A 22,976-nucleotide genomic window follows, 5' to 3' on the forward strand; every position below is an offset into this window, starting at 1 on the left:
AACGCTTGGCGGGATTTGATGCGATCTTCGTAGATCACCCGACCAGTAGCGTCTTCGCCTGCCAACTGGAAAACCTGTTTGGCCAGGTCTACGCAGATGGTTGTGCAAAGCTCCACATCAGTGGAAGACAGGGAATCTTGTTTCGAACTATGCTTTTTCATGGTCTCGCCCTCGCTGCCGTTGGCTTCTTTGAACACCACCGTGGCACTGTGATGCCTCGGCGGGGGCGAGTCCATCGATTACAGGTTCCGCCCTGTAGGCGCGGGTTCACCCGCGAAGAGGCCGGACAAGGCAATAAACCTCCTGAATACCTCCCCAAACCCCCGTCCCAGCCCCTGTCCATCAGTCATGTTGCTTTTTGTCGCAGTCTTTTCCACGCCAATTGCGCCCATTATCTTCAAATGCGCAGCGTTAACGGCTAGTCTCGCAAACATCCATACCGCCGTTGTCTTCCAACCAGAATGAGCCGGCCATGACAGATCTGTCCCGTACCCATGGATTCGCAAGTCAGGCCCTTGGCCTGCGGGACGGGCGTTTCTTCCGGCCGCCGCTGCCGGACGGCCATGTACCGCGCCTGCGTTTGTGCCAGCGGCTGGAGGCCGGCTTGGGCGGGCGGCTGCTGCTGGTCAATGCGCCGGCGGGTTTCGGCAAAAGCTCCCTGGCCATCGAGTTTTGCGAAACGCTGCCCGAGCACTGGCGCAGCCTGTGGCTGGGCCTGAGCCAGCGGGATGCCGACCCCGGCCGCTTCCTTGAGCGCTTGCTTGAAGGCCTGCAGCAATACTGTCCGGCACTGGGCGGCCAGGCCATGGGCCTGCTGAAAATGCGCCAGCGCCATCAGCCGTTTGCCTTTGAAGAGTGGCTCGACGGCCTGCTCGACGAGCTGGCGCTGTACCTGCAAGCTGATACGCCGCTGCTGCTGGTGCTGGACGACTATCACCTGGCCCAGGGGCCGGTGCTCGACCGTTGCCTGCAGTTCTTCCTCAATCACCTGCCCCCCGGCCTGGTGTTGCTGGTGACCAGCCGCCAACGGCCAGACTGGCACCTGGCGCGCCTGCGCCTGTCCCGGCAGTTGGTCGAGCTTAACGAACAGGACCTGCGCCTCACCGCGGATGAGGCACTGGCAGTGATCGGTCGCCAGCCTACCGGCCTGCGCGGCCAGGCGCTGGACAACCTGATCCAGCGCAGCGACGGCTGGGTGGCCGGGTTGCGTTTCTGGCAGCTGGCTGCCAGCGACAGCGCTGACGAGCAAGCCTTGCCCCAGGCGCTGCATGGTGGCGAGGGCCTGATCCGCGACTACCTGCTTGAAGAAGTCATCGACAGGCTACCCGCAGACGTGCAGGCTTTCTTGTACGAAACCGCCTGCCAGGAGCGTTTCTGCGCTCCGCTTTGCGATGCGATGCGTGGCTGCCACGACAGTGCCGCCGTCCTGAGCTTCCTGCAGGCGCATCAGGTGTTCCTTGTGCCGCTGGACGAGCATGGGCACTGGTTCCGCTATCACCATTTGTTCTCCGACCTGCTGCGCAGTCGTCAGGCCAGCGAATCGCAGGTCGCTCTGCATTTGCGGGCCTGCCGCTGGTTTGAAGCCCAAGACCTGCTGGACGAGGCGGTGGAGCAGGCTTTGCGTGCAGGCCACCTCGATGTTGCCGCCGACCTGGTGCAGAGCCTGTCCGAGGAGCAATTGCTGGCCGAGCAGAACGTCGGCATGTTGCTGCGCTGGAAGATGGACCTGCCCGACAGTCTGTTGATCAGCACGCCGCGGCTTATCGTGCTGTACAGCTGGGCGTTGGGCCTGGCTTGCCAGCTGGATGCTGCCGAAGAACTGGCCGGCTACCTCAGTCGATTTCTGCCCGCGCCTTCGGCGACTGCGCAGAAGTCGATGCTGGCCCAATGGTTGGCACTCAGTGGGGTCATTGCCCGCGGCCGTGGCGACCGCGAGCGCACCCTGGCCTATTGCGGCGAAGCACTACAGAGCCTGCCGAGCAAGCGCTATGGCCAACGCCTGGTGTGCTTGTCGACGCTGTCCAACCTGGCCATTGCCGATGGTGACTTCTGGCGTGCCCGGGGCTGGAACCGTGAAGCCCTGGAGCTGGCCCAACGGGTTGGCAACCCCTTGTTCGAGGCGCTGGCTCATTACGACCGGGCGCGGGTGCTGCATGCCCGTGGCGAGGTGCTGCGCGCACTGGACGAAGTGCGACAAGGGTTGCAACGTCTGCAAGGGCTTTCGGCGCAGCGGCTGTATGCCGTGCGTGCGCGGCTGACGCTTTACGAAGGTTACCTGCTGGTCTCGCGCCTGCAGCCGGCTCAGGGCCGGGCGCGTTTGCGCGCGGGGCTGGGCGAGGCGCGAGCGTGCCGGGACATCAGCGTGCTCATCGGCCATTGCGTGATTGCCACGCTCGATGGCCGGGAGGGTCACTTTGCCGAGGCCTTTGCCGAACTGGCCGAGGCCGAACGCTTGATGCATATCTGGGATGTGCCCCCGGTCTACTACCTGGCCATGATTACCCTGGTCAAATGCGAACTGTGGCTGGCCCAGGGGCGGATCGACCTCGCGGAGTCCTGGCTGCAGCGCCTGGGTCAGACCTATGGCGGCGAGCAGCCGGCGATGCCACCGGAATTCCATCCGCTGCTGCCGTTGCACATTGCGCTGCAGCAGGCATTGCTCGATCGCATCCAGTTGCGTAGTGACGATGCCGTGCAACGCCTGGCCTGCCTGGTAGAGCGCGGCCGGGCCAGTGGCGGCATGATGCTCGCCGTCAGCGCTCTGTGCCAATGGCTTTCCCTGTTGCTGGACGAAGGCAAGGAAGGGCAGGCCGCGCAGTTGTTGCCCGGCTTGCTGGAGGCGGCTCACGGCGGCGTGATACAGCCGATGCAGCCACTTCTGGAAAAGCACCCGCAATGGCTTCATGAACAACTGCAGGCAGGTGCCACTTGCCCGGTTCAGGCTGAACTGCTCAAGCAGCTGCCGCCAGTGCCAATCGCCAGTACGGGCAATGGCGAAGCGCTGAGTGGTCGCGAGTTGGCCGTGCTCGAACTGATTGCCCAGGGCTGTTCCAATCAGCAGATCAGCGAGCGGCTGTTCATTTCCCTGCATACGGTGAAGACCCACGCCAGCCACATCAACAGCAAGTTGGGCGTGGAGCGGCGCACCCAGGCGGTGGCCAAGGCCAAATCCCTGGGGTTGCTGGCGTGATACTGGCCCTGTAGGTCATTGCTCGTTAAAGTGATGGCCTGACGCCATGGTTCGTGGCCGGCAATGCTCTACCCTCATCTTTCCCGACCAGCTGCCGATACAGCTATCGGTGGCATCGCCTCGCGCGATTTTTCAATCATTCCAAGGCAGGTCGTGTTGATGCTGCAGTACGGGCAAAAGAGCTTTCTGATCGTCGACGACTTTACCGACTTTCGTACGTCGACCCGTTCCATGCTGCGCGAGTTGGGCGTGCGCGACGTGGACACCGCTGACAGCGGCGAGCAGGCGCTGCGCATGTGCGCGCAGAAGCGCTATGACTTCATCCTGCAGGACTTCCACCTGGGCGATGGCAAGAAGAACGGGCAACAGGTGCTTGAAGACCTGATCATCGACAAGCACATCAGCCATGAGTGCGTGTTCATCATGGTCACCGCCGAGAGCAGTCAGGCGATTGTTCTCAGCGCCATCGAGCACGAGCCCGATGCCTACCTGACCAAACCGTTCAACCGGGTTGGCCTGGCCCAGCGCGTCGAGAAACTGTTCCAGCGCAAGACGCTGCTAAAACCGATCCTGCAGGCGCTGGACCGCAACCGCCCGGCCGAAGTACTGGCGGCCTGCGCCGAGCTGTGCAAGAAGGATCCGCGCCTGGCGCCATTGTGCTTGCGCTACCGGGCCGATGCCCTGCGCAACCTCAACCGTTTCGAGGAACTGGAAAAATTCCTCAAGGCCATCCTGGCCAGCCGCCCGCAGCCGTGGGTGTACGCTGCGTTGGGCGCACTGATGCACAAGCGTGGTCAGAATGCCCAGGCCCAGGGTGTATACGAGCAGGCGCTCAAGGCGTTCCCGATCATGCCAGGCCTTTACGATGGCATGGCCGAGGTGCTGGTGGCTCAGGGCGATACCCGGCGCGCGCAGAATTTGCTTGAAGAAGCCGTACGCTTGTCGCCATTGTCGGTGCGTCGGCAGTCGACGCTGGGCAAGCTGGCGCTGGAGAACGAAGACTTCGAGAGCGCATCGAAAGCGTTCCGTCATGCGGTGAACCAGGGGCAGAGTTCGCGTTACAAGGATGCCGAAAACAACCTTGGCCTGGTGCAGGCGTTGATGAGCAAGAATGCAGGCTTCGGCCTGGACGCCCGTACCCGGGTCGAGATCAACACCACGCTCAGTGAAGTGGCCAAGGAGAACCCTGAGGACCAAGGCCTGCAGGTGCGTGCGCGGATGATGAAGGCTGCCAGTCTGCAGCAGGCCGGCGACCCGGAAACGGCCGGCAAGCTGACAGAACAGGCGATTCAGCGCCTGGACAAGATGAACCAGTTCTTCTCGGTCGATTCGGCCCTTACTGTCGCTGCGCAACTGCAGGCGATGGGGCAGGAAGCCGCCGCCATCGGCGTGCTGAAGAACTGTGTGGAAAGTTATGGCGATGACCCCAAGGTCATGGAGAAAGTGGGCAAGCTGACGGATGACCCCAGCGTGCTCAACGCCATTACCGAAGCGGTCACCCTCAATCGTCAGGGTGTGCGCAGTTACCAGGGAGGGCAGCTTGGCGAGGCATTGCAGCTGTTCCGAAAGGCATTGGGTTTACAGCCGAAGAACATCAGCATCGCCCTCAACACCGCCCAGGCGCTGCTGCGCATTGGCGGTGACAACCCTCAGCCTGCGATCATGCAGGAGTGCCGCGATGCCTTGACCAGCGTGGCCGGTATCCCTGCCAGCGATAATCGCTATGACCGTTACCGCAAACTGCACATCCGAGTGTTCGGCGCATGAATCAAGACAATCAGGGGCTGGATTTTTCCACGGTGATCGCCTCCACCGTGCACGACCTCAAAAGTTCGTTGTCGGCGCTGATCCAGTCCCACAGCCAGTGGGTTGAGCGCTTGCCAGAGGAACTGCGTGGCGGTGCCGAACAGGGGATCATGGAGCATGAATTTCGTCACCTCAACGGCATGCTCGTGCAGTTGCTGGGCTTGTACAAACTGGGTGTGAACCAGTTGCCGGTATGCCCGGACTACCATGAGCTGGATGATTTCATCGAAGCCCAGCTGGCGGCGCACGAGGAAGTGCTCAAGCACAACGACATTCTCGCCACCTGGCGTATCGACACCGATAACCCGCTGGGTTTCTTCGACCGCGAACTGGTGGCCTCGGTGATCTCCAACGTCATCACCAACGCCACCCGCTTTGCCGGGCACGCCTTGCTGATCACCATCGAAGAGGCCGATAACCAGTTGGCCATTTGCGTCAACGATGACGGCCCGGGTTATCCAAAGCACATGCTCGAGCGCCAGGAGGAGTATATCCAGGGCATCGACTCGACCAGCGGCAGTACCGGCCTTGGGCTGTATTTTGCGGCGCGGATCGCCGCGTTGCATGAAAGCGGCGGGGTGCGCGGGCGGATCGAGATCTCCAACGGCGGGGCGCTTGGGGGTGGGTTGTTCAGGTTGTTTTTGCCTTGAGGTCCGGCTGAATCTACGTTTGAAATTTTTGCAGTTGGAGAGTGGCTTCCCAAGGTGATGTAGGGCATTTCCTTCTTGAGATTGCAGGGCTTTTGTCCGGTCAGGGCAGATGACAGTGTAGATACGACGTTTCTACATTTCGCTTGCAATCATTTGGTGGGTTTCTACTATGTATCTACCTTGGGAGATACTCATGCAGATCAAGATTCAACAGTGGGGTAACAGCGCCGCGATCCGCCTGCCCGCCGCAGTACTCAAGCAGATGCGTCTCGGTGTCGGCTCCACCCTGAGCCTTGACACAACGGGTGAGACGATGGTGCTCAAACCCGTCAGGTCGAAACCCAAGTACACGCTTGAGGAACTGATGGCCCAATGTGACCTGAGTGCACCGGAGCCAGAGGACATGGCCGACTGGAATGCCATGCGCCCAGTGGGGCGTGAAGTGTGAAACGGTTGAAATTCGCCAGGGGTGATATTGTTCGCGTCAACCTGGACCCAACAGTCGGCCGGGAACAGCAGGGCTCCGGCCGACCTGCACTGGTACTTACTCCGGCTGCGTTCAATGCTTCAGGCCTGGCTGTAATCATCCCGATCACTCAAGATGGGGATTTCGCGAGGCATGCGGGTTTCGCTGTCACGCTCAGCGGTACGGGCACGCAGACGCAGGGGGTGATGCTTTGCAACCAGGTGCGCACAGTCGACCTTGAAGCACGATTTGCCAAGCGCATAGAGTCGGTGCCTGAAGTTGTCATCCTGGATGCACTGGCGCGTGTGCAAACCCTATTCGATTAACCGGTTCCCGTATTCACAATGCATATCCCATCGTCAGCTCTCATCCGCGAAACCTTCCCCGTCGGCCCCTTGCAGTGCAACTGCACGCTGATCGGCGACCCTCTGACCAAGAAAGCCATAGTCGTCGACCCGGGTGGTGATGTGGACAAGATCCTTGCTCGCCTGCAGGTCCACGGCCTGACGCTGGTGAGCATCATCCACACCCATGCGCACTTCGACCACTTCCTCGCCTCAGGCAAGCTCAAGGAGCTGACGGGTGCCACGCTGCACCTGCACAAGGACGACCAGGTGCTGTGGGACAACCTTGAGATGCAGTGCCAGATGTTCGGCGTACCCTACACGCCGGTACCGGCACCGGACCGCTGGCTGGGCGATGACGAAGAACTGGCCTGCGGCTGCGGTGTGGCGTTGCATACGCCAGGCCATACCCCGGGCTCGATGAGCTTCTGGTTCGCCGACGCCAAGTTGTTGATTGCCGGTGACACCCTGTTCCGCCGTGGGATTGGCCGCACCGATTTATGGGGTGGCGACCAGCGGGCAATCGTGCGTTCCATCAAGGAGCGGCTGTACCGGTTGGACGAAGAGGCCGTCGTGGTGACCGGCCATGGGCCCGACACCCGTCTGGGCGACGAGATGCGTGAAAACCCATTCGTGCGTGCCTGATGGCACATGAAGGCACTTTCATGGAATTTTTCGTTGCCGATGCGTTCCAAGGCTGGCATAGAACCCTTTGGGATCTGCCGCATTTATGAATTTCAGTAGGAGCTTGTCCATGTTCACCATGCGTCGTCTGATTATCGTCGCAACCGCCGCTGCACTGATGACCGGCTGCGCCGGCCAGAACCCTTACGACAACCAGGGTCAGGCGCAGGGCTCCACAGGGATGAGCAAGACTGCCAAGTACGGCGGTCTGGGCGCGCTGGCCGGTGCCATCGCGGGTGCCGCCATCGACCACAACAACCGTGGCAAGGGGGCCCTGATCGGTGCCGCAGCAGTGGGTGCTGCCGCTGCAGGTTACGGCTACTACGCCGACAAGCAGGAAGCCGAACTGCGCGCACAGATGGCCAACACGGGTGTGGAAGTGCAGCGTCAGGGTGACCAGATCAAGCTGATCATGCCGGGCAACATCACCTTCGCCACCGACTCGGCCAACATCGCCCCAAGCTTCTACTCGCCACTGAACAACCTGGCTGGCTCGTTCAAGCAGTTCAACCAGAACACCATCGAAGTGGTCGGCTTCACCGACAGCACGGGCAGCCGCCAGCACAACATGGACCTGTCCCAGCGCCGTGCGCAGGCGGTCAGCACCTACCTGACTTCGCAGGGTGTGGATGCCTCGCGTATCTCTGTACGTGGCATGGGCCCGGACCAGCCGATCGCCAGCAACGCTGACGCCAATGGTCGTGCGCAGAACCGCCGTGTGGAAGTGAACCTGAAGCCGATTCCGGGTCAGCAGTATGAGCAGCAAGGTCAGGTTCAGCAGTATCCCTGATCGACCTTAAGGGCCGCTTTGCGGCGCTGTGGGGGCGGGTAGTCCCGCTCCCACAAGGCTTGCAAAGAAGCCTCTGCTTTTAGCGCGCCACGCTGGCCTGAATCGCCGTCAGGGCAATGGTATGCACGATGTCGTCAACCTGCGCCCCTCGCGGCAAGTCGTTCACCGGCTTGCGCAAACCCTGCAGCATCGGCCCCAGGCTGACCCCGTCGGCACTGCGCTGTACCGCCTTGTGCGTGGTATTGCCGGTATTCAAATCGGGGAACACGAACACCGTGGCGCGCCCGGCCACCGGGCTAGCCGGCGCCAGCTCTCGAGCGATCGCCGGGTTGGCCGCTGCGTCATACTGCAACGGCCCATCGATCAGTAGCTCCTGCGCCGCGTCCTGTGCCAGGCGTGTCGCTTCGCGCACTTTCTCGACTTCTTCATCGCTGGCCGAATCGCTTGAATAACTGATCATCGCCACCCGTGGCGCGATGCCGAAGGCCTGCGCCGAGGCAGCACTCTGTTGGGCAATCTCCGCCAGCTCGGCAGCGCTTGGGTGCGGGTTCATCACGCAGTCGCCGTACACCAGCACCTGCTCGGGGAACAGCATGAAGAACACTGAAGATACCAGGCTCGAGCCGGGTGCGGTCTTGATCAGTTGCAGGGCCGGGCGGATGGTGTTGGCCGTGGAGTGCACCAGGCCCGAGACCAGGCCGTCCACTTCGTCCAGGGCCAGCATCATGGTGCCGATCACCACGGGGTCTTCCAGTTGCTGCTCGGCCATCGGCGCGTTGAGGTTCTTGCTTTTGCGCAGCTCGACCATGGGTTCCACGTAGCGCCCGCGAATCAGTTCGGGGTCGAGAATCTCCAGCCCCGGCGGTAACGTGATGCCCTGGGCGCGGGCCACGGCGTCGACGTCTTCGGGTTTGGCCAGCAGCACGCAGCGGGCGATGCCGCGGGCCTGGCAGATGGCTGCAGCCTGCACCAGCAGTGGCTCGGCGCCTTCTGGCAGGACGATGCGTTTGTTGGCTTGCTGCGCACGCTGGATCAGCTGGTAGCGGAACACCGCCGGCGACAGGCGCAGTTCACGCGGCGTGCCGCAGCGTTGGTGCAGCCAGGCCGCGTCGAGGTGGCTGGCGACGAAGTCAGTGATGAACTCGGCACGCTCGCGGTCGTCCACCGGGATTTCGCGGTTCAGCGAGTTGAGCTGGTTGGCGGTGTCGTACGAGCCGGTGCTGACCGATAGGATCGGCAGGCCGGCCTGCAGTGCACCGCGGCACAGGCCAAGGATACGCTCGTCAGGCTTGCTGTCGCTGGTCAGCAGCAAACCGGCCAGTGGCACGCCATTGATCGCTGCCAGGCTGACAGCGAGGATGATGTCGTCGCGGTCGCCCGGGGTTACCACCAGGGTACCCGAGGTCAGTAGCGGGACCGTGTTGGCCACCGTGCGTGCACAGATGATGATCTTGCTCATGCGCCGCTGCTCGTAGTCGCCGGCATTGAGCACCTGGGCGCCAAGCAGCTCGGCCACATCGCGGGTTCGCGGTGCGTTCAGCTCGGGTTGGTAGGGTATGCAGCCAAGCAGGCGGAAGTCATTACCGCGCAGCAATGGCGAGTGCTCGCGCAGGCGGGTGGCGAAGTCCGCCATGCTCTCGTCGGTACGTACCTTGTTGAGGATGACCCCGAGCACTTTCGGGTCGCGTGGGCCGCCGAACAGTTGGGCCTGCAGTTCGACCCGCCCAGACAGCTCGCTGAGCACTTCGTTTTCCGGGGCCGATACCAGGATCACCTCGGCATCCAGGCTCTTGGCCAGGTGCAGGTTGACCCGCGCTGCATAGCTGGCGTGGCGTGTGGGCACCATTCCCTCGACCACGACCACGTCGTTGCCGACGCAGGCTTGCTGGTAGAGGCGGATGATTTCTTCAAGCAACTCGTCCAGTTGGCCATCGCCGAGCATGCGCTCGACGTGGGCCAGGCTCAGTGGGACCGGTGGCTTGATGCCGTGGGTGCGGGCAACCAGTTCGGTGGAGCGCTCGGGGCCGGTGTCACCCGGGTGGGGCTGAGCGATAGGCTTGAAGAAGCCGACCTTCAGGCCGGCACGCTCCAGGGTGCGCACCAGGCCCAGGCTGATTGAAGTCAGGCCGACACCGAAGTCGGTCGGCGCAATGAAAAATGTCTGCATGCGTGCTTCTCGAAATAAGCGGTGCAAGAAATTAACGGTCAAGGGTAGCGCTATCGGCCCCTTGTGCGCACCAGCCGCAAGCGAAAGGCTGGCCGATGTGTTGCGCACGTTGTGCCGGGTCGAGCACCCAAGGGCGTGCCTGCCACGGCGGCTGGTGGCGAAGGTGCTGGGTATGGCCGCACGAAAGTTGCACCACCCAGTGGCCTTCTGCGTCTTGATGAAAGCCATCGATCCGACTGGTGGGCCGTTGCTCGTCTGCAGTTCGTTCGCAATCGGGCGATGGCTTGGTTACACTTGTGCGCTCTACATTCTTTTGCAAAAGGTCTTGCCCCATGCTGATCGCCGCCAACAAGGCTGTCTCCATCGACTATACCCTGACCAACGACGCCGGGGAGACCATCGACAGCTCCGCCGGTGGCGCGCCGCTGGTTTACCTGCACGGTGCCGGCAACATCATCCCGGGCCTGGAAAAAGCCCTGGAAGGCAAGCAGGCTGGTGACGAGCTGAACGTTTCCATCGAACCTGAAGAGGCCTACGGCGAGTACCTGGCCGAACTGGTCAGCACCCTGAACCGTAGCCTGTTCGAAGGTGTCGACGAGCTGGAAGTGGGCATGCAGTTCCACGCTTCGGCACCGGACGGCCAGATGCAGATCGTCACCATCCGCGACATCGACGGCGACGACGTTACCGTTGATGGCAACCACCCGCTGGCCGGTCAGCGCCTGACCTTCCAGGTCAAGGTTGTGAACGTGCGTGACGCCAGCGACGAAGAAATCGCTCACCGTCACATCCACGGTGAAGGTGGCCATCACCACTGATTTTCTGCGCTAAGCTCAGAAAGTCGCCAGGCGCTCGGGCAAGCCGATTTGCCTTCCTACGGGAGGTGAACGGTTTGGACGAGCGCCTTTTTAGTGGGCGAAATTCGCCTGCACGGCAACCGGGAACCTGAGAGGGGATTTCAACATGAGTGCATTTCACGACCTGAAACTGGAAGCGCTGAACGGCGGAGAGCTGCCCCTCGCACCCTTCAAGGGCCAAGTGGTGCTAGTGGTCAACGTTGCCTCCAAATGTGGCCTGACGCCGCAATACAAGGCTCTGGAAAACCTCTACCAGATCTACAAGGACAAGGGCTTCAATGTGCTTGGCCTGCCGTGCAACCAGTTTGCCGGGCAGGAGCCGGGCACCGAAAAGGAAATCCAGGACTTCTGCAGCCTCAACTACGGGGTGAGTTTCCCGCTGGGGGGCAAGCTGGAGGTCAACGGGCCGCAGCGCCATTCGTTGTACCGCCTGCTGGCAGGTGAGGGGGCCGAGTTCCCCGGTGACATTACCTGGAATTTCGAGAAGTTTCTGGTGGGCAAGGATGGCCGTGTGCTGGCGCGTTTCTCGCCGCGCACTGCGCCGGATGACCCAGCGGTGGTGCAGGCCATCGAGAAAGCCCTGGCCTGAAGGGTGCCTGTCGCGATGTTTTTGCAGCGCCTGTGAGATCGAGCGCCGCGCGGGCGGCGCTCGATCTCACAGGCGCTGCAAAAATTGCGCAGAACGCCCAGCCGCAGCACCAGGTTGCCGGCAGGCGCTGTTCAGATACCCCTCGAACTGCTCGACAATCGCAGGCCAGCCCTGGCGGCTGGCATGCTGTCGCGCATTCAGGCGCACCCTGCGCAACGTCTCCACTTCTTCCAGCAACCAGCACGCTGCATCGACAAACGCCGCCTGGTCCCCTGGCATGGCCAGCGCGCCATTGTGGCCATGGCGAATATGCTGCGCTGCGGCTGCCTGGTCATAAGCAACCACCGCCAACCCTGAGGCCATGGCTTCGAGCACTACATTGCCAAAGGTCTCGGTCAGGCTCGGGAACAGGAACAGGTCGCCGCTGGCATAGTGCTCGGCCAGTCGTTCACCGCGCTGGACCCCGCAAAACACGGCGTCTGCAACCTGGTGTTCAAGACTGGCGCGCTGAGGCCCGTCGCCGACCATGATCAGGCGCAGGCGCTTCTGTGGATACGTCTTCCGTAACGCCTCAAGGCAAGGCCGTAGCAAGCAAAGGTTCTTTTCCGCCGCCAGCCGCCCAACATGCAGTACGGCGATATCCTCCGGGCCTAGCCCCCAGCTTTCGCGCAAGGCCTGGCTGCGTCGGGCCGGATTGAACAGGCACGCATCGACTCCTCGGGCCAGCAGCTCCAGGCGTTCGAAACCGCGACGCTCCAGCTCCAGGCGCTGGCTGGCACTTGGCACCAAGGTGACTGCCGTGCGCCGATGGAACCAGCGCAGGTAGTGGGTGAGCAGGCGCGCCAGCAGGCCAAGGCCGTACTGGCCGGAATACTGCGGGAAGTTGGTGTGGAAGCCACTGATCACCGCCACCCCAAGGCGCCGCGCCGCGCGCAGGGCGCTGAGCCCCAGCGGCCCCTCGGTGGCGATGTACAGCACATCCGGGCGCTGCCGGCGCCAGCGACGCAACAGCTTGTGCATCGACACCTCGCCCCACTGCAAACCCGGGTAGCCAGGCAACGCCCAGCCACGGCACAGCATCAGGTGCGGATCGCTGTGCGTGTGCCCTTCGCCCGCCTGGCGCGGGCGCACCACCTCGACCTCATGGCCGCGCTGGCGCAACCCTTCACTAAGGCGACCAAGGGTGTTGGCCACGCCGTTGATCTCGGGTGGGAAGGTTTCGCTGACCAGGGTGATGCGTAGGGCGGGTGTATTCATGACAAAAAGTTTCCGCCTGCCGGGTTGCGCTAATGTGACCGCCTTGTGACGTAAAGATGACGCCTGATCGCCGGCACTTTTGCCTCTACGAATATTTCCTCGCACAGCACTCAAGAAGGTGTCGCTGGCAGCCGATGAAGTTGCATTCGACTACGTGATGCGCTCCAGGAGAGCGGTGATGTTCAACAACAAGCTCAAGCAAGAAATCCGGCAACTGCGCGAAGACCTGATGTCCATCGAACAGGTCAAGAGTAGTCTCGACAGCGAGATGCTGGTGCTGCAGCTCGACCCTCAGGGACGGATCGAGATGGTCAACGGCAATTTCGAGAGCGAGATGCTCTACCGTGCCGAACAATTGCTTGGACGCAATATCGAGGACATCGTCCCTGCCCACGTAAAGTCGCTGGACTTCTACCAGCGCATGAAAAGCGCGATCAGCCGTGGCGAACACCTGAACGGTGCGTTCCGTCTTCTGCGCGGCAATGGTCAGGAAGCCTGGCTGCGCTCGATCCTGCAGCCGGTGAAGAACAGCGAGGGGCGCATCAAGTACTTCACCCTGCATTCCAGCGACCTCACCCGAACCATCGAGACCTCACGCGAGCACGAAAGCCTGATCAAGGCACTGATGCGCTCTACTGCGGTGATCGAGTTCGACCTCGACGGCATCATTCTCACTGCCAACGAGCGTTTCCTGGCCACCGTCGGCTATCGCCTGGAGCAGATTCGCGGTAAGCACCACCGCATGTTCTGCGAACCGCAGGAGGTCAACTCGGCTGGCTACCAAGCGTTCTGGGACAGGCTGCGGCGTGGCGAATATGTTGCCGAGCGCTTCAAGCGCATCGATGCCCATGGCCGGGTGATCTGGCTGGAGGCCTCGTACAACCCGATCTTCGATGCCCACGATGTGCTGTACAAGGTGGTCAAGTTCGCCACCGTGATCACCGATCAGGTCAATCAGGAACTGGCAGTGGCTGAGGCGGCAGATGTCGCCTACAACACCTCGCTGGGTACCGATGTCAGTGCTCGCAAGGCCACCGAAGTGGTCACCCAGACTGTCACTGTGATGCGTGGCCTGGAGGCTTCGATGCAAGAGGCGGCCGACGGCATCCAGGCACTGGATACCCAGTCGCGGGTGATCGGTTCGATCATCAAGACCATCAGCGACATTGCCGGGCAGACCAACCTGCTGGCCCTTAACGCGGCCATCGAAGCTGCCCGCGCGGGGGAGCAAGGGCGGGGCTTTGCCGTCGTTGCCGACGAAGTGCGCCAACTGGCCTCCCGCACCAGCACCGCCACCGAAGAAATCGCCCGGGTGGTACAGCAGAACGAACAACTGGCGCAGGCGGCGGTGGCGATCATCGACACCAGCAAGCGCCAGGCCGAACAGGGGCTGGCGCTGGCGGATGAGACGGGCAGCGTGATTGTCGAGATACAGGACGGGGCGAAGCGGGTAGTGGACGTAGTGGGGCAGTTTTCCAGCCGGCTGAGTCTTTGATATGGCTTGGGGTTTGTAATGGCCATGGGATCGAGCTTCGCCTGCGCGGCGCTCGATCTCAAGAACGATAAAAATTTCCAGCCTTACCCACAGCAACAACTGAACAGCTGAACTTCGCCGAGCATGCCGGAAACGAAGTCGCATTTTCCTACAACTGACTCAGAAACCTCCGATCCGAATCCATGATGGGATTTCCCCCTGCACACGTTGTCAGGGAGACACCTCATGTACCTGGATTACCTCGTGCCCTCGTGGCACGAGATCGAGTCACGTGTCATCGCCATGGTGGGCTACCCAAGCGGTGGCCAGTTCCGCACCAGCCTCAATGAAGAGGTCGCCTCACTGGGCCTCAACCTGCGCCGGATCGAAGCTGTCCGCACAGCCTTCTACCACGCCGAATGGCAGGCGGCGCAGAGGCTGCGCCAGCGCTTCGCCGACCTCGGCATCAACAGCATCGTCGACGAACTGCTGAGGGTCGTGCAGCAGATGGCGATGATCGTCATCGGCAGCACCGTTACCGGCGGCCTGCTTGGCGCGGGGGTAGGCGCATTCGCCGGCGGCGCCGGAACCATACCGTTCGCTGGCGCAGGCGCGGTCATGGGCCTCAAGGTCAGCGGCTGGATCCTTGGCGCGCTGGGGCTGGCTTCCATTGCCGAGTTCTTCATCGGGGGCTTGCCGCGGATCGGTGAGTACTACGTCGATGGCATCCGCTTCGCCTGGGAAGGCACCTGCGGCAATGAAGGCACCGGCCCGTTCTGCCGGGACGATCCGTATGCGATATTCCGGGCCACGCATCAGATTGCCCAAGGCCATGTGGAAGTCGTGGTGCTGTTGTTGGGGGCGATCGTGTCGTACCTCACCCGCGGGCGCGGCGATGCCCGGGTGCTGGCCCAGGAAATGGCGGCCAGCCGCAAAGGCGCGCGGCTGGGGCAATGGATGCTCCAGCATGAAGAGGGGTTGAAGAAACGGCCGGATCTGCAGGTGCCGGAGCGGCGCAAGGGGGCGATGGATGATCCGCAGCCCGTTAGCCCGAATCAGCCCAGGAAAGCACCAGCGAAGCCCCATCCGGGCACGATGGCATTGCATAACGTTGAATGTTTCAAAGCTGATAAAGTACCGGAATACAAAGTAGGCGAATTCAAACGACAGTTGAATGGCCAGGAAGACGGGCTCAACTGGATGACCGTTGAAGAGTTTTTGGAAAAAGTTGAAAACCCAAATCAGCGCAATAAAGGGCTCGCCCAGAGAGCGAGAAAAAAGGAGCAAGAATTTATCAAGGAAAAAATTGAAAAAGAGCTCAGGAAAACCATGGGCCCATTTGAAGCGCAACGGGTTGCAATAGAAAAAGCCAGAAACCGGATGTCAATTACAGCAGCACTGCACAATCCGGATCTCGTCGCCGGAGGTAGAGACGTCATATCGGACTTTGGGGACCGCCAGGTAAACTCAGTGATAGGCGCCCAATGGAAAACCAGGATACCTAACTTAAAGAAAGCGGCCGAAACGGTACCCCTGGAGTCCAGAGGCTCAATCCGCATGAATGTCAAATTACATAAGTGCTAAGGTGAGAAGGTTGAAATGGATAAAGTATTTGCCAGTTTGATTGAGAGTTTTGGTCCGCCGATTGACCGCCGGGAAGTACCTGGCTCCACAATCGAAAGATACACAGACAAGCTTCCTCCCAAGCTTTTGGAATATTGGTCCGAGCATGGATGGGGGGGGTACGGTGAGGGCATATTCTGGCTAGTCAATCCGCAAGAATATGACGCCGTAGTTTCCTGCTGGATTGCAGGCACGGCACTTGCTTCGCACGACAACTATCATTTGGTTGCAAGAAGTGCCTTCGGAGACTTGTATCTTTGGGGAGAGAAAACTGGATTTTCATTGGAGATAACAAGCGTTGGGTCTCAGTACATATTTTATCGAACTGAATTCACAAAGGAACAACTAAATACTGAGCTTCAAGGCTTTATTTTGTCAAGAGAAGTGGAGTCAATGGATTTCAATGGTCTCTTCAATCCCGCCAAGGAAAAACTGGGTAGGCTTAAACATGACGAGATGTACGGCTTTTTCCCCGCGCTCATGCTGGGCGGGGCAGACTCCCTGCAACATCTTAGAAAAGTCAGTGCTGTTGAACACTTGATCTTTCTGGCGCAATTGACAGATCTTCAACCTTACGCCTTCTCCGAGCAGCCAGATTAATGCCGCAGTCAACCAGCACCGCCACCGAGGAAATCGCCCGGGTGATGGATGTGGCGGAACAGTTTTCCAGTCGGTTGAGTCTTTGATAATTTGTAATGGCCATGGGATCGAGTTTCGCCTGCGCGGCGCTCGATCTAAAGAACGATAAAAATCTCCAGCCTTACCCACGGTAACAACTGAACAGCTGAACTTCTAAGCTGCAGGAGAGAATTCTGAGAGATCTTATGAGAACTATGAATGCCATTGAAGCTAGAAAGCTCTCGGTGAAGCAGGCAAAGGAAAACCCTGTCATCTCTCGCAGCTTTGCATAATCCATGAATACTAGTCGCTTGAGGGTTTCGCCGTGGATGAGGTTTTTTTCCTGTTTGTAGAACAAGTTGGTGAGCCGTTTTTTCGACAGGAGGTTCCTCCCTCAAGTCTGGATCGATACAGAGGCATCTTGCCGAACAAATTGTTAGAGTATTGGAGTGAGCACGGTTGGTGCGGGTATGGTGACGGGATATTTTGGACTGTCAATCCCCAGGAATATGAAGGGGTAACTGCCTCGCTTATCGAAGGCACAATATTGGAGAAGCGAGATAGATACCACCTTATCGCTCGCGGCGCATTTGGTGACCTGTATCTCTTTGGAGAGCAAACGGGTTTCTCAGTAAAGATTTTGGCTCATATTTCACGATACAGGGGCAGTGAATATGAGTTGACGGCGGCGGATATGGACAGGGAAGTGCAAGGTTTCTTCCTTGGCAAAGAGAAGGCGTCTGTTGACTTTGATGGCATGTTCGAGCCAGCAAAGAAAAAACTGGGTATGCTAAAGCATGATGAAATGTATGGGTTCGTTCCAGCCTTGGCGTTCGGCGGGTCAAGCGACCTTGCTAACCTCGAGAAGGTTAAGGCAGTGGAGCATCTAATACTGCTTTCTCAGATTGCCACCCTCGAACCCTACAGTTTCTCCGACTTCTAAAAAAACAATCTGCAAAAAGGGGCTGCCCTGCAGCCCCACGCTCCTTCAGCTCCGCTCCCGCACCCAGAACAGCGTAGCCCCGGCCACCGCCGCCGGCATCATCAGCACGTTCACCCCCGGAATCATCAGCGCCAGGTAGGTGATGCCGCCAAAGCCCAGGCTCTGCCAACGCTTCTGGCGCAGCCAGGCGAGCATGTCCTGCCAGCTCATCTTGTTGTTGTCCGCCGGGTAGTCGATGTACTGGATGGCCATCATCCACACGCCGAAGATCAGCCATAGCGGCGCAGCCACCACGTTGACCACCGGGATCAGCGACAGGACGAACAGGCCGATGGCGCGTGGCAGGAAGTAGCCCAGCTTGCGCATTTCGCGGCTGAGGGTGCGCGGTACCATGGCTGCCAGCTCGCCCCAGCTGAAGGCTGGGAAGGTGTCTTCGCCACGCACTACCACCTCGACCTTTTCCGCCAGAAAGCCGTTGAACGGCGCGGCAATGATATTGGCCACCAGGGTGAAGGTGAAGAACACCATCAGCACCAGCAAGGCAACGAACAGCGGCCAGAGGATGTAGCTGAGGAAGCTCAGCCAGTCAGGCAGCGTGGGCATCAGGGCATCGAGCCACAGGCCGAACTGGTGGCCGGCGAAGTAGATCAGGCCACCGAACAGCAACAGGTTGACCGCCAGTGGCAGCAGCACGAACAACCGCAGGTTGGGGCTCAGCACCAGTTTCAGGCCTTCGCGCAGGTATTGGGGGCCAGAGAGGACAGGGGCTTGCATCTAGATACTCCGCAGAGAAGGAAAACGCGCTGACCTTACCGAGTTTGCCGCGCCGACGAAAGGCACGCAGTGGGCGGGAAACGGGATGTAACAAAAGCGCGCAGCGCGTGTTTATCGATGAAATCGCAGCATAGGCGATGCCTATGAGGTGGATTGTCTAAGGATATTTCCTTAATCTTTGCGACCTCGCTACAGTGCGCTCAACTTTTCGCTTTGCGGGCCTGCGCGTTTTAGCCTTCCCCAAGTGCTGCGTGGGTCCTTTTTAATTTCTTGGCTGGCGCAGCCGGTACACCGATGCCGGCCCTGCAGCCCGCTCGACAGGAGTTCGACATGTCTGAAGTACGTCATTCGCGCGTCATCATTCTCGGTTCCGGCCCTGCCGGTTACAGCGCTGCGGTGTATGCCGCCCGTGCCAACCTCAAGCCGCTGCTGATCACCGGCATGCAGGCGGGTGGCCAGCTGACCACCACCACCGAAGTCGACAACTGGCCGGGCGACCCCCACGGCCTGACCGGCCCGGCCCTGATGCAGCGTATGCAAGAGCACGCCGAGCGTTTTGAAACCGAAATCGTCTTCGACCACATCAACGCGGTCGACCTGGCCAACAAGCCGTTCACCCTGCAGGGTGACAGCGGCAAGTACACCTGTGATGCGTTGATCATCGCCACCGGAGCCAGCGCTCGCTACCTGGGCCTGCCGTCGGAAGAGACCTTCATGGGCAAGGGTGTTTCGGCCTGTGCCACCTGTGACGGTTTCTTCTACCGCAACAAGCCGGTCGCCGTGGTCGGTGGTGGCAACACGGCTGTGGAAGAGGCACTCTACCTGGCCAACATCGCCAGCAAAGTGACCCTGGTACACCGTCGCGAAACCTTCCGCGCCGAGAAGATCCTGGTCGACAAGCTGAACGCCCGTGTGGCCGAAGGCAAGATCGAGCTCAAGCTCAACGCCACCCTGGACGAAGTGCTGGGTGACAACATGGGCGTAACCGGTGCGCGTCTGAAGAACAACGACGGCAGCAGCGACGAAATCAAGGTCGACGGCGTGTTCATCGCCATTGGCCACACCCCGAACACTTCGCTGTTCGAAGGCCAGCTGACCTTGAAAGACGGCTACCTGGTGGTCAACGGCGGCCGCGAAGGCAATGCCACCGCGACCAACGTCGAGGGTGTGTTTGCCGCTGGCGACGTGGCTGACCACGTTTACCGCCAAGCCATCACTTCGGCCGGTGCGGGCTGCATGGCGGCGCTGGATGTCGAGCGCTACCTGGACGGTTTGGCCAACGCCTCGTTCTGATCTGAAAACCGGGGCTGCTTTGCGGCTCATTCGCAGCACAAGGTTGCGCCTGCAAGGATATGCAGCCTGTTGCAACTGTGAATGGGGTGCAAAGCGCCCCCAATAAAAAACCGGCCAAGCGCCGGTTTTTTATTGCCTGCAATCAGTTCACAGGCTCAGTCGCATCGACAGGTCCACCGCTTTCACATCCTTGGTCATGGCGCCAATCGAGATGTAGTCCACCCCTGTCTCGGCAATCACCCGCAAGGTCGTTTCGTTTACGCCGCCGCTGGCTTCAAGCTTGGCTTTGCCAGCGGTAATGCGCACGGCTTCGCGCATCTCGTCCAGGTTCAACTCGTCGAGCATGATGATGTCCGCGCCAGCGGCCAGCGCCTGGCGCAGTTCATCCAGGCTTTCGACCTCGATTTCAACCGGCTTGCCCGGCGCAATGCGGTGCGCTGCGGCCACGGCCTCGGCTACGCCGCCGCTGGCGGCGATGTGGTTTTCCTTGATCAGGAAGGCGTCGTACAGGCCTATGCGGTGGTTGTCGCATCCACCGCAGGTAACCGCGTACTTTTGCGCCAGGCGAAGGCCGGGCAGGGTTTTGCGGGTGTCCAGCAGGCGCACCTGGGTGCCTGCTACCAAGTCGGCAAGGAAGCGCGCACGGGTGGCGACCCCCGAAAGCATCTGCAGGAAGTTCAGTGCGCTGCGCTCACCACTGAGCAGCGAACGGGCCGGGCCTTCCAGGTGGAACAACGGCTGATTGGCAGTGGCCTGCTCTCCGTCGGCCACCTGCCAGTGCACTGCAACGCGCGGGTCAAGCTGGCGGAACACGGCATCGACCCAAGCGGTACCGGCGACCACGCAATCTTCGCGGGTGATGATGGTCGCCTTGGCCAGGCGCTCGGCCGGGATCAGTTGCGCGGTGATATCGCCACTGCCGATGTCCTCCAACAGCGCGCGGCGCACGTTGGCTTCAATTTCAGCGGTCAGGTCGGCAAGGCGTAGGTTCGGCATGGTCGGCTCCACAAGCTAGGTGCCCGCGATTATAGGGCAGGGGGCCGGTGTGTACAGCCGCCTTGGTGCTGACCTTTGGTCGGGCGTCATGAGTAATCCGAGCAGATCAGGGTCATTAGCCAGTCAGCGAAACGGCGCTGGCAGGCATACGGTTTTTTACCGATAATGGCGACTGGTATTTGGCGCCATGGCTTTGACGATTTTCAGCCCTTTCGGGCAAGACACCCTGCAAGGAGTCCAGGATGCAAAAAGAAGGCAAGGTGGTGCCCCTGGCGGCAGCCATCGACCGAGGGGGGCTTACGCCTCTGCCTTGCCTTCCGGTCGTGCTGCTGCAGGTGCGCGACAAGGCCGCGTTGCAGTTGCGTCAGGGCCTGCAGGATCTGTTCGACAATGCCGATGACACGCTCTTCGAAATGGCCGACAAGGCCTTGGACCGCGGTGACCAGAACCTGTACTTCGAGGCCATGCGTGACCTGCGCCTGAAGTGCAAGAGCATTGAGCGTGGTTTTCTGGATACGTTCCAGGATGCTTTCCTCCGAACCGGCCAGGTCGACTTGCTGGCAAACCTGGCCCAGCCGGGCCCCCCGCGTAGCAAGGCTCAAATGGAGCGGGCCGCCGCCATCGAGGGCATGGTGGCGCGGGTGCTGTCACGCGATGGCATTGCCCTGCAGCAACTGGGTTTGCGCCTGCAGGCGCTGCTCGACCGCCCCCTGTACGAGCAGCACAACCCGTTGGGGCCAGCCGCGCTGTGTCGTTACTTCCTCGATGCCGGGCGTAATCTGGGCGTTGGCCTGCGGGTCAAGCTGGTGCTGCTGAAGCTGTTCGAGCGTTATGTGCTGCGCGATGTCGATGTGATCTATGGCGAAGCCAACCAGTTGCTGGCCGCTGCCGGCGTACTGCCCGAACTGCAACCGGCGCCGCGCCGGCGTGCCGAAGACCGGCGCATGCGTGCGCGCCCAGGACCGGCGAATCTCGGCCAGGACGTGGGGGCGGATGCCGCAGGGCAGGCGTTGTTTGCCTCGTTACAGGTACTGCTAGCGCCGGTGCGCGGGCAGTTCGCGCCGCGCTTGCACGCGGTGGCTGCCGCCCAGCCGATCAGTACCGCCGACCTGCTCCGGCTACTTTCGCATTTGCAGCGCTACGTGCCCGCCACCCACGAGGCCGATGACTTCGAGCTCGGCCAGCAGCTTGAGCAACTGCTGTTGCGGGTGAGTGTGCGCAGCGGCACGCGTCGGCGTCTTGAAGTGGATGACGAAGACATGATCAACCTGGTTGGCCTGCTGTTCGCGTTCATCCACAACGACGACAACCTGCCGGCCAGCCTGCGGTCGTTGATTACGCGCCTTCATATTCCCCTGCTCAAGGTGGCATTACTGGACAAGGGGCTGTTCAGCCGAGGTAACCACCCGGCGCGTCGGCTGCTCAACGAAATCGCCGGCGCCGCGATTGGCTGGGAGTGCGGCAGCGAAGGCCGGCGTGACAGCTTGCATTTGCGGGTAGAGCGTGTCGTTCAGCGCCTGCTCAATGATTTTGCCGACGATGCAAGCCTGTTCGCCGAGTTGCTCGACGACTTCCTCGCATTCAATCAGGACGAACGGCGACGCAACGAGTTGCTCGAACAACGCACTCGCGACGCCGAAGAAGGCCGTGCCCGGGCACTGCAGGCCAGACAGCAGGTGCAGCACGTGCTCAACCAGCGCCTGCGAGGCCGGGTGTTGCCGCAGGTGGTAGTACAAATGCTGGTGCAGGCCTGGAGCCAGGTACTGCTGCTGGCTTGGTTGAAACAGGGCGAGGCCTCTGCGGCCTGGCGCGACGCATTGCAGACGATGGACATGCTGCTGGCCAGCATTACCCCGCCACATGAGCCGCAAGCCTTGCTGCAGCAGGTGCCAGCCCTGCTCAAGGCGCTGCGCGATGGCCTGGCCAGCGTAGCCCTGGACGCGGTGGCGACCCGCGAGTTCTTCCTGCAACTGGAACAGTTGCACCTGCGCGCCTGCGCAGGTAAAGACGAAATGCCGGGAGGGGAAGGTCAATTCTTGGGCGATGTGCGGGTGGCCGAAGAGATTGTGCTGGCGATTGCCGAAGAGCCCGCCTGCGTGCCCCTGCACGCTGCCGATGGGCAGGCTGCAGCGCTGCGCCAGGCGCAACGCTTGCGTATCGGCACCTGGGTCGAGGTTCTCGATGAGGATGAGCCACTGCGCTGCAAGCTGGTCGCGCGCATTGAAAGCAGCGATAGGCTGGTGTTCGCCAACCGCACCGGCATGAAAGTGCGCGAGTGGAGCAGCGCCAGCCTGGCCCAGGCACTGCAGCGGCATGAAGTGCGCGTGCTGGATGACCGCCTGTTATTCGAACGGGCGCTGGAGGCGGTTCTTGAGAGCTTGCGGCAAGGGCAGGCGCAATAGGCTGACGCATTACAATCATTCACATGCACACGGCGTTGGCCGCAGGGCATACT

General features: G+C 61.0%; 19 protein-coding genes and 3 pseudogenes. 16 read left to right on the top strand and 6 right to left on the bottom strand.

Features of this window, described 5'->3' with window-relative positions:
- Positions 1 to 161: pseudogene (locus ACF8EF_RS00425) on the bottom strand (IS110 family transposase); the annotation flags it as partial.
- A 311-nt stretch (positions 162 to 472) separates the two neighbouring features.
- Here ACF8EF_RS00425 and ACF8EF_RS00430 point away from each other — a divergent pair.
- The 7 genes from ACF8EF_RS00430 (at position 473) to ACF8EF_RS00460 (ending at position 7,930) form a co-directional block, all read left to right on the top strand.
- Positions 473 to 3,190, top strand: coding sequence for a LuxR C-terminal-related transcriptional regulator (locus ACF8EF_RS00430; RefSeq protein WP_176684990.1), 2,718 nt, complete (start codon positions 473 to 475; stop codon positions 3,188 to 3,190).
- Between the two features lie 159 nt (positions 3,191 to 3,349).
- Positions 3,350 to 4,957, top strand: a complete 1,608-nt coding sequence (locus tag ACF8EF_RS00435) for a tetratricopeptide repeat-containing response regulator (protein ID WP_003247330.1) — start codon at positions 3,350 to 3,352, stop codon at positions 4,955 to 4,957.
- Complete coding sequence (locus tag ACF8EF_RS00440; protein WP_003247329.1) at positions 4,954 to 5,646, top strand: sensor histidine kinase KdpD; 693 nt, start codon at positions 4,954 to 4,956, stop codon at positions 5,644 to 5,646. Before ACF8EF_RS00435 ends, ACF8EF_RS00440 begins: the two co-directional genes overlap by 4 nt.
- Before the next feature lie 169 nt (positions 5,647 to 5,815).
- Entirely contained in the window at positions 5,816 to 6,094 is a 279-nt protein-coding gene (locus ACF8EF_RS00445; protein WP_019436943.1) for an AbrB/MazE/SpoVT family DNA-binding domain-containing protein, read from the top strand.
- Positions 6,091 to 6,438, top strand: a complete 348-nt coding sequence (locus tag ACF8EF_RS00450; protein ID WP_392461985.1) for a type II toxin-antitoxin system ChpB family toxin — start codon at positions 6,091 to 6,093, stop codon at positions 6,436 to 6,438. Before ACF8EF_RS00445 ends, ACF8EF_RS00450 begins: the two co-directional genes overlap by 4 nt.
- Positions 6,439 to 6,456: 18 nt before the next feature.
- The gene (locus tag ACF8EF_RS00455) at positions 6,457 to 7,101 is read left to right on the top strand and encodes an MBL fold metallo-hydrolase (RefSeq protein WP_392461987.1); all 645 of its coding nucleotides are present in this window, start codon (positions 6,457 to 6,459) and stop codon (positions 7,099 to 7,101) included.
- Positions 7,102 to 7,210: 109 nt separating this feature from the next.
- Positions 7,211 to 7,930: an OmpA family protein gene (locus tag ACF8EF_RS00460; protein ID WP_003247328.1), complete on the top strand. Its 720-nt coding sequence runs from the start codon at positions 7,211 to 7,213 to the stop codon at positions 7,928 to 7,930.
- A 79-nt stretch (positions 7,931 to 8,009) separates the two neighbouring features.
- Here the strand turns inward: ACF8EF_RS00460 and pta are convergent, their stop codons facing one another.
- A complete protein-coding gene (gene pta / locus ACF8EF_RS00465) occupies positions 8,010 to 10,097 on the bottom strand; it encodes a phosphate acetyltransferase (protein ID WP_176684992.1) in 2,088 nt (695 codons plus the stop codon).
- Between the two features lie 31 nt (positions 10,098 to 10,128).
- Positions 10,129 to 10,431, bottom strand: coding sequence for a DUF3565 domain-containing protein (locus ACF8EF_RS00470; protein WP_176684993.1), 303 nt, complete (start codon positions 10,429 to 10,431; stop codon positions 10,129 to 10,131).
- On the opposite strand from ACF8EF_RS00470, the gene ACF8EF_RS00475 reads away from it, so the two are divergent.
- Complete coding sequence (locus ACF8EF_RS00475) at positions 10,430 to 10,915, top strand: peptidylprolyl isomerase (protein ID WP_003247325.1); 486 nt, start codon at positions 10,430 to 10,432, stop codon at positions 10,913 to 10,915. The two genes, ACF8EF_RS00470 and ACF8EF_RS00475, sit on opposite strands and share 2 nt — an antisense overlap.
- Positions 10,916 to 11,060: 145 nt before the next feature.
- Positions 11,061 to 11,543 (top strand): glutathione peroxidase, encoded by a 483-nt coding sequence (locus ACF8EF_RS00480; RefSeq protein ID WP_176684994.1) that lies wholly within the window; start codon positions 11,061 to 11,063, stop codon positions 11,541 to 11,543.
- Positions 11,544 to 11,609: 66 nt separating this feature from the next.
- Here the strand turns inward: ACF8EF_RS00480 and ACF8EF_RS00485 are convergent, their stop codons facing one another.
- On the bottom strand, positions 11,610 to 12,800 hold the full coding sequence (locus tag ACF8EF_RS00485; RefSeq protein WP_176684995.1) for a glycosyltransferase family 1 protein: 1,191 nt from the start codon (positions 12,798 to 12,800) through the stop codon (positions 11,610 to 11,612).
- 307 nt (positions 12,801 to 13,107) lie between these two features.
- Here ACF8EF_RS00485 and ACF8EF_RS00490 point away from each other — a divergent pair.
- The 5 genes and pseudogenes from ACF8EF_RS00490 to ACF8EF_RS00510 all read left to right on the top strand — a co-directional run.
- A pseudogene (locus ACF8EF_RS00490) lies at positions 13,108 to 13,701 on the top strand (PAS domain-containing protein); the annotation flags it as partial.
- 180 nt (positions 13,702 to 13,881) lie between these two features.
- A pseudogene (locus ACF8EF_RS00495) lies at positions 13,882 to 14,295 on the top strand (methyl-accepting chemotaxis protein); the annotation flags it as partial.
- Positions 14,296 to 14,520: 225 nt separating this feature from the next.
- A complete protein-coding gene (locus ACF8EF_RS00500) occupies positions 14,521 to 15,858 on the top strand; it encodes a DUF6861 domain-containing protein (RefSeq protein WP_392461989.1) in 1,338 nt (445 codons plus the stop codon).
- Between the two features lie 15 nt (positions 15,859 to 15,873).
- Positions 15,874 to 16,497, top strand: coding sequence for a GAD-like domain-containing protein (locus ACF8EF_RS00505; protein WP_392461991.1), 624 nt, complete (start codon positions 15,874 to 15,876; stop codon positions 16,495 to 16,497).
- 343 nt (positions 16,498 to 16,840) lie between these two features.
- Entirely contained in the window at positions 16,841 to 17,458 is a 618-nt protein-coding gene (locus ACF8EF_RS00510; protein ID WP_392461993.1) for a GAD-like domain-containing protein, read from the top strand.
- 45 nt (positions 17,459 to 17,503) lie between these two features.
- On the opposite strand, the gene cysZ is transcribed toward ACF8EF_RS00510, so the two are convergent.
- Positions 17,504 to 18,232: a sulfate transporter CysZ gene (cysZ, locus tag ACF8EF_RS00515; RefSeq protein WP_209967990.1), complete on the bottom strand. Its 729-nt coding sequence runs from the start codon at positions 18,230 to 18,232 to the stop codon at positions 17,504 to 17,506.
- Positions 18,233 to 18,562: 330 nt separating this feature from the next.
- Here cysZ and trxB point away from each other — a divergent pair, with 330 nt between their 5' ends.
- Entirely contained in the window at positions 18,563 to 19,525 is a 963-nt protein-coding gene (trxB, locus tag ACF8EF_RS00520; RefSeq protein ID WP_003247318.1) for a thioredoxin-disulfide reductase, read from the top strand.
- 147 nt (positions 19,526 to 19,672) lie between these two features.
- On the opposite strand, the gene nadC is transcribed toward trxB, so the two are convergent.
- Positions 19,673 to 20,521: a carboxylating nicotinate-nucleotide diphosphorylase gene (nadC, locus tag ACF8EF_RS00525; RefSeq protein WP_021781721.1), complete on the bottom strand. Its 849-nt coding sequence runs from the start codon at positions 20,519 to 20,521 to the stop codon at positions 19,673 to 19,675.
- Between the two features lie 242 nt (positions 20,522 to 20,763).
- On the opposite strand from nadC, the gene ACF8EF_RS00530 reads away from it, so the two are divergent.
- On the top strand, positions 20,764 to 22,923 hold the full coding sequence (locus ACF8EF_RS00530; protein WP_392461995.1) for a DUF1631 domain-containing protein: 2,160 nt from the start codon (positions 20,764 to 20,766) through the stop codon (positions 22,921 to 22,923).
- Positions 22,924 to 22,976: the final 53 nt, after the last annotated feature.

The organism is Pseudomonas sp. zjy_15 (assembly GCF_043101865.1).
GTDB classification, from domain to species: Bacteria; Pseudomonadota; Gammaproteobacteria; order Pseudomonadales; family Pseudomonadaceae; genus Aquipseudomonas; species Aquipseudomonas putida_Y.